Annotated in this window: 14 protein-coding genes; 7 read left to right on the forward strand and 7 right to left on the reverse strand. The window is 71.3% G+C overall.

Annotated features, from left to right (window positions below; translation table 11 throughout):
• Nucleotides 1–145: 145 nt before the first annotated feature.
• Nucleotides 146–637, reverse strand: coding sequence for a helix-turn-helix domain-containing protein (locus tag ABCQ75_RS02500; RefSeq protein ID WP_345882942.1), 492 nt, complete (start codon nucleotides 635–637; stop codon nucleotides 146–148).
• A gap of 67 nt (nucleotides 638–704) precedes the next feature.
• On the opposite strand from ABCQ75_RS02500, the gene ABCQ75_RS02505 reads away from it, so the two are divergent.
• Nucleotides 705–1,988 (forward strand): MFS transporter, encoded by a 1,284-nt coding sequence (locus ABCQ75_RS02505; protein ID WP_345882943.1) that lies wholly within the window; start codon nucleotides 705–707, stop codon nucleotides 1,986–1,988.
• A gap of 26 nt (nucleotides 1,989–2,014) precedes the next feature.
• Here ABCQ75_RS02505 and ABCQ75_RS02510 read toward each other — a convergent pair whose 3' ends face one another.
• A complete protein-coding gene (locus tag ABCQ75_RS02510) occupies nucleotides 2,015–2,287 on the reverse strand; it encodes a putative acetyltransferase (protein ID WP_345882944.1) in 273 nt (90 codons plus the stop codon).
• Nucleotides 2,288–2,404: 117 nt separating this feature from the next.
• Between ABCQ75_RS02510 and fdxA the strand changes: the two genes are divergently transcribed.
• The 3 genes from fdxA (at nucleotide 2,405) to ABCQ75_RS02525 (ending at nucleotide 5,271) form a co-directional block, all read left to right on the forward strand.
• The gene (fdxA, locus tag ABCQ75_RS02515) at nucleotides 2,405–2,731 is read left to right on the forward strand and encodes a ferredoxin (RefSeq protein WP_077489981.1); all 327 of its coding nucleotides are present in this window, start codon (nucleotides 2,405–2,407) and stop codon (nucleotides 2,729–2,731) included.
• A gap of 2 nt (nucleotides 2,732–2,733) precedes the next feature.
• Nucleotides 2,734–3,882, forward strand: coding sequence for a succinyldiaminopimelate transaminase (gene dapC / locus ABCQ75_RS02520; protein WP_345882945.1), 1,149 nt, complete (start codon nucleotides 2,734–2,736; stop codon nucleotides 3,880–3,882).
• A 105-nt stretch (nucleotides 3,883–3,987) separates the two neighbouring features.
• Complete coding sequence (locus ABCQ75_RS02525) at nucleotides 3,988–5,271, forward strand: citrate synthase (protein ID WP_345882946.1); 1,284 nt, start codon at nucleotides 3,988–3,990, stop codon at nucleotides 5,269–5,271.
• 352 nt (nucleotides 5,272–5,623) lie between these two features.
• On the opposite strand, the gene galE is transcribed toward ABCQ75_RS02525, so the two are convergent.
• Entirely contained in the window at nucleotides 5,624–6,640 is a 1,017-nt protein-coding gene (gene galE / locus ABCQ75_RS02530; RefSeq protein ID WP_345882947.1) for a UDP-glucose 4-epimerase GalE, read from the reverse strand.
• A 91-nt stretch (nucleotides 6,641–6,731) separates the two neighbouring features.
• On the opposite strand from galE, the gene ABCQ75_RS02535 reads away from it, so the two are divergent.
• Complete coding sequence (locus ABCQ75_RS02535; protein ID WP_345882948.1) at nucleotides 6,732–7,343, forward strand: TetR/AcrR family transcriptional regulator; 612 nt, start codon at nucleotides 6,732–6,734, stop codon at nucleotides 7,341–7,343.
• Between the two features lie 81 nt (nucleotides 7,344–7,424).
• A complete protein-coding gene (locus ABCQ75_RS02540) occupies nucleotides 7,425–8,036 on the forward strand; it encodes a hypothetical protein (RefSeq protein ID WP_345882949.1) in 612 nt (203 codons plus the stop codon).
• A gap of 33 nt (nucleotides 8,037–8,069) precedes the next feature.
• On the opposite strand, the gene ABCQ75_RS02545 is transcribed toward ABCQ75_RS02540, so the two are convergent.
• Both ABCQ75_RS02545 and dapD read right to left on the reverse strand, forming a co-directional pair.
• Nucleotides 8,070–8,918 carry a transglycosylase SLT domain-containing protein gene (locus ABCQ75_RS02545; RefSeq protein ID WP_345882950.1) on the reverse strand — a complete coding sequence of 283 codons (849 nt, stop codon included), beginning with the start codon at nucleotides 8,916–8,918 and terminating at the stop codon, nucleotides 8,070–8,072.
• Between the two features lie 119 nt (nucleotides 8,919–9,037).
• Nucleotides 9,038–10,042 carry a 2,3,4,5-tetrahydropyridine-2,6-dicarboxylate N-succinyltransferase gene (gene dapD / locus ABCQ75_RS02550; RefSeq protein ID WP_345882951.1) on the reverse strand — a complete coding sequence of 335 codons (1,005 nt, stop codon included), beginning with the start codon at nucleotides 10,040–10,042 and terminating at the stop codon, nucleotides 9,038–9,040.
• A 70-nt stretch (nucleotides 10,043–10,112) separates the two neighbouring features.
• On the opposite strand from dapD, the gene dapE reads away from it, so the two are divergent.
• Nucleotides 10,113–11,351 carry a succinyl-diaminopimelate desuccinylase gene (gene dapE / locus ABCQ75_RS02555; RefSeq protein ID WP_345882952.1) on the forward strand — a complete coding sequence of 413 codons (1,239 nt, stop codon included), beginning with the start codon at nucleotides 10,113–10,115 and terminating at the stop codon, nucleotides 11,349–11,351.
• Nucleotides 11,352–11,440: 89 nt separating this feature from the next.
• On the opposite strand, the gene ABCQ75_RS02560 is transcribed toward dapE, so the two are convergent.
• Together ABCQ75_RS02560 and ABCQ75_RS02565 are read right to left on the reverse strand one after the other, a co-directional pair.
• Nucleotides 11,441–12,298: an amino acid ABC transporter permease gene (locus ABCQ75_RS02560; RefSeq protein WP_345882953.1), complete on the reverse strand. Its 858-nt coding sequence runs from the start codon at nucleotides 12,296–12,298 to the stop codon at nucleotides 11,441–11,443.
• Nucleotides 12,295–12,945, reverse strand: a complete 651-nt coding sequence (locus tag ABCQ75_RS02565; RefSeq protein WP_345882954.1) for an amino acid ABC transporter permease — start codon at nucleotides 12,943–12,945, stop codon at nucleotides 12,295–12,297. The genes ABCQ75_RS02560 and ABCQ75_RS02565 overlap by 4 nt, the downstream gene beginning before the upstream one ends.
• Nucleotides 12,946–13,022: the final 77 nt, after the last annotated feature.

Genomic DNA, 13,022 nt, shown 5'->3' on the forward strand with positions numbered 1-13,022 from the left:
CCGTCGTCGTGCGCTTCGGGAGGTGGCGGCCGCCGAAGCGCACGACGAGACGCGCCGTGTACCCGAAACGGGGAGAACGCGGACCTATCTGCACCCGAAACGGGGAGAACGCGGACTTATGTGTACCCGGAGCGGGGGGCGGCGGTCAGTCCGCCGAGGGGTCGCGGTGGTGGGCGATCATGAGCGAGGTGGCCGCGCCGTCGGGGTCGCTGGGCATCGCGTGGTACTCCTCGACGACGGCCCGGAGCTTGTCCATCATCTCCGCCCGGTGCTCGGCGTTGAGCTTGAGCCCGAGCCGCCACACCTCGATGTCCTCGGGCGGGAGCGCCGCCGTCTCCTGGACGAAGGTCTCGATGAGGATCGGCGCTACGTCGTCCACGCGCTGCCCCCAGGAGCGCCGGGTGGCTATGTAGGGGACCTCGCGGGCGCCGCGGGTCCCGCGCCGCTCCGGCTGCGCCTCGAGGAACCCGGTGCCGGCGAGGGTGCGCACATGGTGCAGGCACGACGCCGGGTTGATCCCGAGGAGCTCGGCGATCTCCTTGTTGGTGCGCGCCTGGTGCAGGCACAGGCGCAGGATGCGCAGCCGCAGGGGCGAGCTGAGGGCGCGGGCCTTCGCGGCGTCGTCGGACGTGGCCATGGCCCCCACTCTATCCCGGCCCGCGCGACTGATTGACAGAGTTCAATCAGTGCAGGAGCATGAGCGCATGGCCCACCCTGCGGACCCGTCCGCCCCCGCCGCGCTGACGCGGAGCCGCCCCTTCCTCGCGTTCTGGGCAGGCCAGGGCATCAGCCAGCTGGGCGTCCAGCTCGGCCAGATCGCGCTCCCGGTCCTCGCCGTCCAGCTGCTCGGCGCGGGAGAGCTCGAGCTGGGCATGCTCAACGCCGCCGCGATGGCGGCCTTCCTCGTGATCGGCCTCCCCGCCGGCGCGTGGGTGGACCGCTGGCTCAAGCGCCGCACCATGATCGCGGCGGACCTTGTCCGCATGGCCGCGATGCTCGCGGTCCCGGCGCTCTGGGCGGCCGGCGTCCTCGAGCTGTGGCACCTCTACGCCGTGGCGGCCGTCCTCGGCGTCGCGACCGTGTTCTTCGACGTTGCCTACCAGAGCTACATCCCGCTGCTCGTCGCCCCGGCCCTCGTGCCTGCGGCGAACGGACGCCTCGAGGCGACCGCCCAGGTGGCCCGGCTCGGCGGCCCGGCGCTCGGCGGCGCGTTCCTGACGGTGCTGAGCGCGCCGCTCCTCTTCCTCGCCGAGGGGCTCGGCTACCTCGCCTCGGCGCTCTTCCTCACGCGCGTCACCGACTCCGAGACGCCGCATTCCCGCGCACCCGGCAGCCGCCTCGCCGCGGAGATCCGGGAAGGGGCGGCGTTCGTGGTGCGGCACCCGCTCATCCGCCGCGTGGCCCTCTCCACCGCCGGGTTCAACCTCTTCAGCTCCCTCGTGTTCGTCCTCGTCCCGCTCGTGGTGCTCCGCGAGCTGGACCTCGGCCCGTTGGGGCTGGGGCTCATCCTCTCCGTGGGCTCGGTGGGCGGGATCGTGGCGGCGCTCGCCGTGCCGAGGCTCGCGGCGCTCGCGGGTGAGGGTCCGCTCATCCCGCTCGGCGCGCTCATGGGCGCGGCGGCGACGGTGCTGCTCCCGGTCTCCCTCGGCGTCCGCGGCGTGGGCGCGCTCGTGCTCCTGTGCGCGGCGGAGGCGCTCATGGCGTTCGGGGTGGTGGTCTACAACGTCATGCAGGTGAGCATGCGGCAGCGCGTGTGCCCGACCGGTCTGCTCGGCCGCATGAACGCCTCGATCCGCTTCTTCGTGTGGGGCGTCATGCCGCTCGGCTCGCTCGCGGGCGGATGGCTCGGGGAGAACCTGGGGATCGGCCCGGCCCTGTGGATCGGAGTGGCCGGGCAGGCGCTGGCCTCGCTCCCCGTGGTGCTCGGCCCCTTCTTCGCCCTGCGCACGCTCCCCGACACGGTCGACGACGCCGCCTCCCTCCGCTGACGCCGCCACCGACGCGACGGGCCCGCTCAGGCGACGGGGCCGGCGTCGTGCGCCGCCTGGGAGCGCGGGGCGCGGCGGGGCGGGGGAGGCGGCACGGGCTTGGCGGCCACCACGTCCTCCAGGCGCACGACGGCGACTCCGCCCCGGGTGCGCACCCTCGCCTCGCGTCCGGTGCAGTCCGCGAGCTCGCCGAGCGCGTCCGTGAAGCCGCCCTCGATCCGGTACCGGACCACCACGCGCGTTCCCGGGGCGAGCGAGAGCAGACGGCGCGCGGGCGGGGGCAGGGGGGAGTCGGGCACACTCCATGCTAGGCCGTCCATGTCGCCACGTGTCGTCGGGGGCCGGTGGATTGGCGCGCGCGCGCCGGGGGATAATAGGCTCGATCGGCCAGCGGGGAGATTGAGAGAGGTGGCACCGTGACATACGTGATCGCGCAGCCGTGCGTGGATGTCAAAGACAAGGCCTGCATCGAGGAATGCCCGGTCGACTGCATCTACGAGGGCGAGCGGTCCCTGTACATCCACCCGGACGAGTGCGTGGACTGCGGTGCGTGCGAGCCCGTGTGCCCCGTCGAGGCCATCTACTACGAGGACGACGTCCCGGACGAGTGGGCGGACTACTACAAGGCCAACGTCGAGTTCTTCGACGACCTCGGCTCGCCCGGCGGCGCCGCGAAGGTCGGCAACACGGGCAAGGACCACCCGCTCATCGCGGTCCTCCCGCCGCAGAACCAAGACCACTGACCGTGCGCAGCTCCGCGAGGTCCGGTTTCGGGCTGGACCTGCCGGACTACCCGTGGGAGGCCATGGCGCCGTACGCGGCCAAGGCACGCGAGCACGCCGGCGGCGCGGTCAACCTCTCGATCGGCACTCCTGTCGACCCGACCCCCGAGGTGGTCCAGGAGGCCCTGCGCGCCGCCGCTGACGCGCCGGGCTACCCCACAGTCCACGGCACGCCCGCGCTGCGCGAGGCCGTCGTCGAGTGGTTCGGGCGGCGCCGCGGCGTCTCCGGCCTCGACGAGCAGGCCGTCATGCCGACCATCGGATCCAAGGAACTCGTGGCCTGGCTGCCGTTCCTGCTGGGCCTCGGCGCCGGGGACGTCGTGGTGCGGCCGCGCGTGGCATACCCGACCTACGACATCGGGGCGCGCCTCGCCGGTGCCACGGCCGTCGCCGCGGACAGCCTCGAGGAGCTCGACGCCGACACGCTCGCTCGGGTGCGCCTGGTCTGGGTCAACTCCCCGGGCAACCCCACCGGGGCGGTGCGGGACGCAGACGAGCTGCGCGACGTCGTCGACCGCGCCCGCGGCCTGGGCGCCGTGGTCGCCTCCGACGAGTGCTACGCCGAGCTCGGCTGGGGCGCGTGGGACGTGCAGCGCGGCGGCGAGCCGGTGCCGTCCGTGCTCGACCCGCGCGTGAGCGGCGGCGACTTCACGGGGCTGCTGAGCGTCTACTCGCTCTCCAAGCAGTCCAACCTCGCCGGATACCGCGCCGCGTTCGTCGCGGGCGCGCCCGAGCTCATGCCGAACCTCGTCAACAGCCGCAAGCACGCGGGCATGATCATGCCCTACCCCGTGCAGGAGGCGATGCGCGTGGCCCTCGGCGACCCGGCGCACGTCGAGGCGCAGAAGGACCTGTACCGCTCGCGCCGCGAGCGGCTCCTGCCGGCGCTCGAGGCGTTCGGCCTCACGCTCTCCCATTCCGAGGCGGGCCTGTACCTGTGGTGCACCGCCGGCGAGGACACGTGGGCCACCGTGGGGCGCCTCGCAGAGCTCGGGATCGTGGTGGGGCCCGGCGTGTTCTACGGCGAGGCCGGCCAGGGCCATGTGCGCGTCGCGCTCACGGGAAGCGACGAGCGGATCGACGCCGCCGTGGAACGGCTCACCGCCCGCTAGTCCAGCGAAAGTGGGCCACGTCACAGTCGGGGCCTGCTCGATTAGTGCCGTGCCGTATGACGGAGTAGCTTAGGAACGTTGCGAGCTACCTCTTGAAGGGGAACCATGTCTGAGAAGAACGGCGCCGTTCTGCGCCATGAAGGGGGAGACCTGCAGCTTCCCCGCATCCCCGCCGTCGAGGGCAACGACGGCTACGATGTCTCGAAGCTGCTCAAGGAGACGGGCGCCGTCACCTTCGACCCGGGCTTCATGAACACCGCCGCCACCACCTCGGCGATCACGTACATCGATGGCGATGAGGGGATCCTGCGCTACCGCGGCTACCCGATCGAGCAGCTGGCGCAGCACTCGAGCTTCCTCGAGGTCTCGTACCTGCTCATCTACGGCAACCTCCCCTCGGCCGCCGAGCTCGAGGCGTTCGACCAGCGGATCCGCCGCCACACGCTGCTGCACGAGGAGCTCAAGAGCTTCTTCGCCGGCTTCCCGCGGGACGCGCACCCCATGCCGGTGCTCTCCTCGGCCGTCTCGGCGCTCTCGACCTTCTACCAGGACTCCCTGGACCCGTTCAACGAGGAGCAGGTGGAGCTCTCCACCATCCGCCTCATGGCCAAGCTGCCGGTCATCGCCGCGTACGCGCACAAGAAGTCGATCGGCCAGGCGCTCCTGTACCCGGACAACTCCATGAACCTCGTGGAGAACTTCCTTCGCCTCTCCTTCGGCCTCCCGGCCGAGCCGTACGAGCTCGACCCGCTCGTGGTGAAGGCTCTCGACACGCTTCTCATCCTGCACGCGGACCACGAGCAGAACTGCTCGACCTCCACGGTGCGCCTCGTCGGCTCCGCCAACGCGAACATGTTCGCGTCCGTCTCCGCCGGGATCAACGCACTCTTCGGCCCGCTCCATGGCGGCGCGAACGAGGCCGTCCTGAACATGCTGCGCCGGATCCAGGCCGAGGGCATCAAGCCCGAGGACTTCATGGAGAAGGTCAAGAACAAGGAGGACGGCGTCCGGCTCATGGGCTTCGGCCACCGGGTCTACAAGAACTACGACCCGCGCGCGAAGATCATCAAGGCCACCGCGCACGAGATCCTCGGCAAGCTCGGCGGGAACGACGAGCTCCTGGACATCGCGATGCGCCTCGAGGAGAAGGCCCTCGCGGACGACTACTTCATCCAGCGCAAGCTCTACCCGAACGTGGACTTCTACACGGGCCTCATCTACAAGGCGATGGGCTTCCCGGAGAAGATGTTCACGGTCCTCTTCGCGATCGGCCGCCTGCCGGGCTGGATCGCCCAGTGGCGCGAGATGATCAACGACCCGCAGACCAAGATCGGTCGCCCGCGCCAGCTCTATGTGGGCGAGGCGCAGCGCGAGTACCCGGTCCGCTAGCCCGTTTCGGGTACACATCTCGTCGCGCTTTCGGCGTTTCGGGTACGCATAATTGGCACTCCTGCCCGCTTCGGGTACGCGCGCTGAGCGCATGAAGCACGACGACGGCCGGCGCCCTCCGTACGGAAGGCGTCGGCCGTCGTCGTCGTGCTTCTGCAGGGGCGGTCGGGAAGCACCGCTACCGAGAACGCCGAAGGGCGGCCCTGCACCCGAAAGGGCAGAAGGGCGCGCTGATCTGTACCCGAAAGGGCAGAGGGGCGCGTTGATCTGCACCCGAAAGGGCAGAAGGGCGCGCGGCCCTGTACCCGAAAGGGCAGAAGGGCGCGCTGATGTGTACCCGAAACGGGCGGCATCAGGCGGGGCTGTAGCCCTTCGGGTTGTCCTTCTGCCAGCGCCAGTGGTCCTGGCACATCTCGTCCACGGTCTTGGTGGTGGACCAGCCGAGGTCGGCGAGGGCCGCGGCCGGATCGGCCCAGAAGGCGGGGAGGTCACCCGCGCGGCGCGGCGCGATCTCGTACGGGATCGGCTCGCCGACGGCCTTCTCGAAGGCCGCGTGCATCTCGAGCACACTCGTGCCAGTACCGGATCCCAGGTTCCAGCGGTGCACGCCCCCGTGCTCGGCGATGTACCCGAGCGCGGCGACGTGGCCCTCGGCGAGGTCGACGACGTGGATGTAGTCGCGCAGGCACGTGCCGTCGGGGGTGTCGTAGTCGCCGCCGAAGACCATGAGCTTCTCGCGCCGTCCCACGGCCACCTGGGCGATGAACGGGACGAGGTTGTTCGGGATGCCCTGCGGGTCCTCGCCGATCCGGCCCGACGGGTGGGCGCCCACGGGGTTGAAGTAGCGCAGCAGTGCGATACGCCAGTCCGGGTTGGATGCGCCGAGGTCCGAGAGGATGTCCTCGATCTGCTCCTTGGTGCGACCGTACGGGTTCATCGCGCCGATCTCCATGGACTCGACGTACGGGCTCGGGTTGTGCTCGCCGTAGACGGTCGCGGACGAGGAGAACACAATGGTGCGGACTCCGTGGCGCTCCATGGACCGCAGGAGGGAGATGGTCCCGGCCACGTTGTTGAAGTAGTAGTCCAGCGGGATCTGCACCGACTCGCCCACGGCCTTGAGGCCCGCGAAGTGGATGACGGCCTCGGGGGAGTGCTCGCTGAAGACTGTGTCGAGCGCCGCCTCGTCGGTGATGTCCGCCTCGACGAGGACCGCCTCGCGGCCCGCGAGCTCCCCGACCCGGCGCAGCGCCTCGGGGCTCGAGTTCACGAGGTTGTCGACCACGACGACGTCGTGGCCGGCTTCCAGGAGCGTCAGGACAGTGTGGGAGCCGATGTACCCGGTGCCGCCGGTCACGAGGATGCGCATGGTGTCCATCCTAGCGACGAGACCCTGGGCCCGGCGGCGCGCGCGAGTGCATGACACGCCCGATGGGGCACGCGTGTGCTAGAGAGGACGTGTGCCCAGATTCGTGGACCCGGCCGAACGCCGCCGGGAGGTGGTCGACGCCCTCAAGCGCATCGTCGTCGCGGACGGCCTCGAGCGGGTGTCGCTGCGGGAGGTCGCTGCCGAGGCCGGCCTGGTGGTCGGCTCGGTGCGCCACTACTTCTCCTCGTCCACCGAGCTCCTCGTGTTCGCCTTCTCGGCGGTGGTGGACGACGTCGTAGCCCGCCTCGTGCGCGAGAGCGCCGCCTCCGGAGAGGAGGGCGTTGTGGCCCAGCTGTGCGGTCTCCTCCCGCTCGACGAGGCGCGGGCCGTGGACCTGTGCGTGTGGGCCGAATTCCGGCTCGCGTCCCGCACGCGCCCCGAGCTCGCTCCCACCGCAGAGCGGAGCCATCGCGAGGTCGCGGCCGCGGTGGGGCGCTCCCTCCTCGCGCTCAGGCCGGACGCTGGGCAGGAGACGCTCGTGCGGGAGGCGGAGCGGCTCCTCGCCACGGCCGAGGGCCTTGGCCTGCATGCAATGCTCCACGGGCAGTGGCTCGACGCCGAGCTGTGCCTCGCGGTGCTCCGCGCCCAGGTGGCGGGCATCGCCGGCGCGGCCGTCGCCCAGCAAGGCGGCGACCGGCACTGAAGGAAAGGGCCCGCCTGCCCGGAACGGAATGCACAGGCGGGAATACACTGAGAGAGCAGCCAGGCAAGGAGCGAACCAGCCATGCACCACACTGGAGGTCCCGGGTGGAGGATCACCTTGGACACGTCCGGACCCCTGCTCCTTGCGCTCTACCTCAAGGACAATGCGGGACTCGCCGGCGCCGGAATGCCGCCCGTTGCTCCTGCGGAGCCAAGGGTGCGGGTGGCGGACCACCACCAGATCACCCAGCACGTGGGAGGGCTGCCGGCCCTGCGCCGCGAATGGGAGGCCTGGTGGGCGCATCTCATCCAGAGCCATCCCGAGATGAGCCCCGCGGTGGAGCCGCCGGGGTTCAGCTCCTTCCGGGAGGCGCCCGCACTGCAGCGGACGCTTCAGGCGCATTTCGGGCATGCCCTCACGTGGGCGCGCGAGCGCCGCGCCGAGTACGAGCGGCTCGAGCGCGAACGCGAGGGCCGCGGTGACACCGATGTGCTGCGGGAGATCGTCGAGGAGCGCCAGCTCGAGGTCGGCTCGGCCGCCCGCGACTTCGCCCTCACGATCATCGAGCTGCCCCTGGCCGAGGAGCGGGCGTGGCTCGTCAACGCGGACAAGGTGATCATGAGCCAGTCGCTGCTCTCCGACCGCGAGGCGGTGCGCAGCTACCTCAAGCCCGTCGTCGAGCTCCTGGTCTGACCCCGGCTTGACGGGACGCGGCCCCGAGTCGCCCTAGGGCACCCCGGCCACGGTGACCGCGACGACCCCGTCCGGCGCGGCGGAATCGGTCCAGCCGCGGTTGCCGTCCCGGACCCAGGACTTCCCCGCGTAGTCGACCTCGGTAACTGCGAGCCCCTTCGCGTTCGCGACGGCCCACTGAGCGATCGCCCAGCCGAGCTCCCCCTCCGCGGTGAGGCTCACGGTCTTCCCGGCCGTGCTCGCCTCCATCGCCCCGAAGGCGCGGGTGAGCTCGGACCGTAGCGCCTTGACGTCCCCGGCAGCCTCGGGAGCGCGGAGCGTGCACGTGAGCGCAGCCCGCGACTGCCCCGTGAGCGCGGAGGCGAAGGCGCGGCCCAGGTCCTCGTGCTGCGCGTAGGCGAGGGGGAACCCGGAACGCTGCACCTTCTGCGCGGCGTCCGTGATGGGCAGGCCCTCGTAGCCCTCCACCTCGATCAGCACGTCGTAGAACGCGTTGGAGGCGTACACCGGGTCCATGATCTGCTGCTCGGTGCCCCAGCCCTGCGAGGGGCGCTGCTGGAACAGGCCGCGCGAGTCGGGGCCCGCCGTGTCGCCGTAGTTGATGTTGCGGAGCTTCGACTCCTGCATGGCGGTGGCCAGCGCGATCGTCGCGGCCCGTGGCGGAAGGCCCCGCCGCACGGAGACGGCGGCGATGAGGGCGGCATTGGCGGCCTGGTCGGTCGCCAGCGACTGCTCAGCGTCCCCGAGCGGGGCGGTGCAGCCCTCCACGATCGGCCGCTCGCCGCGGTTCAGCACCACGGACGCAATGTAGATCCCGACGGCGGCAAGCGCCAGTGCGACGAGGACCGTGAGTGCGCGCCGCGCTCTGCGGGCCAGAGCCATCGGGGATGCTCCTTGGGATAGAAGGGTGGGCAGAGGGGGAAGGGCGCGCACGCGGCGGGCGTGCGCGCCCCGGTGGGCGTCCGGCGTCGTGCGGTCCAGGGCGCGCGACGCCCGGAGCCTCAGTTGGCGTGCAGCGCCTCGTTGAGCTCCACGGTCTGGCCCTTGCGCGCGAGCGCCTCGACCTGGCCGTTGGTGGAGTTGCGGCGGAAGAGGATGTTGGGCTGGCCAGAGAGCTCGATGGCCTTGACGACCTTCTCGGCGTTCTCCCCGAACGCGTCCTTGAAGCCCGAGATGCGCACGCGCGTCCCGGCCGTGACGTAGAGGCCGGCCTCGACGACGGAGTCGTCCCCGATCGAGATGCCCACGCCGGAGTTGGCGCCGAGGAGGACGCGCTCGCCGAGCGTGATCTTCTCCTTGCCGCCGCCCGAGAGCGTGCCCATGATCGAGGCGCCGCCGCCCACGTCGGTGCCGTCGCCCACCACCACACCGGCGGAGATGCGGCCCTCGACCATCGAGGTGCCCAGCGTGCCTGCGTTGAAGTTCACGAAGCCCTCGTGCATGACCGTGGTGCCCTCGGCGAGGTGCGCCCCGAGGCGCACGCGGTCGGCGTCGGCGATGCGCACCCCGGCGGGGACCACGTAGTCCACCATGCGCGGGAACTTGTCCACGCCGTACACCGTGACGGTCCCGCGCCGGCGCAGCTTCGCGCGCGTGAGCTCGAAGCCGGCCGGGAGGCACGGGCCGAAGTTGGTCCACACGACGTTCGCGAGCCTGCCGAACACGCCGTCGAGGTTGACGGTGTTGGGCTTGACGAGGCGGTGGGAGAGCAGGTGCAGGCGCAGGTAGGCGTCTGCGGTGTCGGCCGGGGCCTCGTCCAGGTTGATCTGGGCGAACACGACCTTGAGCTGCGTGCCGCGGTCGGCGTCATCGCCGGCCTTCGCGGCCTCGACGAGCTCCGCCGGGGCTGCGTCCACGATCGCGTCGTCGGAGAGGTGCTCGGCGGCTTCACCGAGGGCGGGGGCCGGGAACCAGACGTCGAGGACGGTCGCGGTCTCGCCGTCAACGTGGATGGTGGCGAGGCCGAAGCCGTGGGCAGAGCGGGGTGCGGCAGGGGCGTCAGTCATGGCCCCCAGTGTATCGGCGGGGGCGGACCCCGGCCGAACCAGAACGCCGGCGCCGAACTATGCTGGGCGGGTGACTTCCCGCACCGCAGACGCCCACCCCATCCTGCTCGACCTGACCCAGGACGTCGCGCTGCTGACCGCGGCGCTCATCGACATTCCGAGCGTCTCAGGTGGGGAGACTGCCCTTGCCGATGCTGTCGCGCATGCGCTGCGCGTCCAGACCTCGCTCGAGGTGGTCCGCGACGGCGACTCGGTCGTCGCCCGCTCCTCCCTCGGACGCGACGAGCGCGTGATCCTCGCCGGGCACCTGGACACGGTCCCGCTGCCCACCACCCCGGGCGCGCGCGGCACCGTCCCGTCGTCGTGGGACAGCGCCGATGGGCTGGGGACACCGGGGGAGGGCGTCCTGTGGGGCCGCGGTGCCACGGACATGAAGGGCGGCGTCGCGGTCCAGCTCGCGCTCGCGGCGCGGCTCTTCCCGGCGGGTGACACGGCGGCACGCGAGGCCGCGCACGACGCCGGGCACTCGCCGTCGTCCGCCACCGCGGCTCCTGCTGGGCCCGCGGCTGCGCCGTCCAGAGGAGGGCCTGCGCGGGACGTGACGTTCGTGTTCTACGACCACGAGGAGGTCGAGGCGGCCAAGAGCGGTCTGGGCCGGCTCGCCCGCAACCATCCGGAGCTGCTCACGGGGGACTTCGCGATCCTGCTCGAGCCGACGGACGGCACCGTGGAGGGCGGGTGCAACGGGACGCTCCGGGTCGAGGCGACCACCGTGGGAGAGGCCGCGCACTCGGCACGGGCCTGGATGGGCAGCAACGCGATCCATGCCGCCGCGCCGATCCTGGCACGGCTTGCCGCGTACGAGCCTGCGACGGTGACCGTGGACGGGCTCGACTACCGCGAGAGCCTCAACGCCGTGGGCATCCTCGGCGGCACCGCGGGCAACGTCATCCCCGACCGCTGCACCGTGACGGTCAACTACCGCTTCGCACCGGACAAGACCATCGACGAGGCCGAGGCGCACGTGCGCGAGCTGCTGGCCGGCTTCGCCGTGGTGCGCACGGACGGGGCCCCCGGCGCCCGCCCGGGGCTCACACACCCCGCCGCCGCCGCCTTCGTCGCTGCCGTGGGGCAGGAGCCCAAGCCGAAGTACGGCTGGACGGACGTTGCACGGTTCTCCGCACTGGGGGTTCCGGCCGTGAACTTCGGCCCGGGCGATGCGCTGCTCGCCCACAAGGACGACGAGCGCGTCTCGGCGGCCGCCGTGCGAGCGTGCCTCGCGGCCCTCGAGGCCTGGCTCGCCGCCTGAGCTGGGCGCATCTGGTCCCCGCAACGCCGAAGGCCACCTCCCGTGGGAGGTGGCCTTCGGCGTTGCGGTCCTGACCGGGTGGGCGGAGGCTACGCGTCCTTGTCCTCGCCCGTGGTCGCGGGAGCGGTGCCCGCCGCAGGGACGTGTGCCGTGCCGCCGGCGGCCTTCTTGGAGCCCCGGCGCTCGATCCAGATGGCGAGGCGCGAGACGCTGATGTTGACCGCGATGTAGATCGCGGCCGCGACGAAGAACACGGGGAAGAGGAAGTCCGGGCCGAGGAAGTCGGCCATGATCTGCACCTTCCGCAGGAGCTCCTCGTAGGCCACGATGTAGCCGAGCGAGGTGTCCTTGAGCAGCACCACGAGCTGGGCCACGAGCGAGGGCAGCATGCGCCGGATCGCCTGCGGGAGTTCGATCGCCATGCGGGACTGGAAGCTCGTGAGCCCGATCGCGAGGCCTGCCTCGCGCTGGCCCCTGGGCAGCGAGAGGATGCCGGCGCGGATGATCTCGGCGAAGATCGCGGCGTTGTAGAGCACGAGGCCTGCGACGACGGCCACGAACTGGTTCGTCGCGAAGACGAGCAGCACGAAGAACATCATGAGCACTACCGGCATGCCCCGGAGGAACTCGAGCACCACCTGCGTGGGAACCCGGATCCAGGCGACGTCCGAGATGCGCAGGAGCGCGAGCCCGAGGCCCAGCGGGAAGGCGATGACGGCCGCGACCGCCGCAGCGCTCAGCGTGGCCCAGATTCCCTGGGCGAGCAGGTTCCAGACGTCGGGGATGGCGAAGACTTCCCAGCGCTCGCCTTCGAAGATGCCCTGCTGGGCGAGGATCCAGACGGCCCAGCCGAGGACCGCCGCGATCGCGACGATCCCGATCGCGGAGCCGATCAGGGAACGCTGGCGGGCCTTGGGCCCGGGGACATCGTAGAGGACGGAGGTCATCGGGCGATCGCCACCTTCTTCTCGATGCGGTGGGCGAGGATGCCCAGGGGGACAGTCATGAGCAGGTAGAAGAACGCCGTGCCGACGAGTACCCACATGACCGCGTCGCCGCGGTCGTTCGCGAGCTGGCGCGCGTGGCCGAACAGCTCGAGCACGAAGAAGGCGCCGGCGACAGAGGAGTTCTTCACGAGGGCGATCAGGATGTTGATGAGCGGCGGCACCACCGAGCGCAGGGCCTGCGGCAGGACCACGAGGTTCAGTACCTGGCTGAAGGTGAGGCCGATGCTGCGGGCCGCCTCGGCCTGGCCGACGGGGACGCTGTTGACGCCGGAGCGCACGGCCTCGGCGACGAACGCCGAGGTGTAGCCGGAGAGGGCGATGATCGCGGCGACCTCGAACTGCTCGAAGCGGACCCCGAGCCGGGGGAGGACGATCGCGCAGAAGAAGAAGACGATGGTGAGCGGGGTGTTGCGGGCGATCTCGACGAACGCCGTGCTGAACCCGCGCAGGGCCTTGACGGGCGAGACCCGCATGGCGGCGAGCACCGTGCCCGCCACGAGGGCGATGATGCCGGAGACACCGGCGAGGAAGAGAGTGCGGAGGAAGCCGTCCCAGTAGATCGGGAGGCTTTCGATGATCACGTCCATGGGCTTCCTAGGGGGGTGGTGGAACTCCGACGCCCGCCCGCGCCGGGCGGACCGGCCGGGCGGGCGTCGGATTCAGC

It is taken from the genome of Sinomonas halotolerans, from assembly GCF_039615075.1.
Lineage (GTDB): Bacteria > Actinomycetota > Actinomycetes > Actinomycetales > Micrococcaceae > Sinomonas > Sinomonas halotolerans.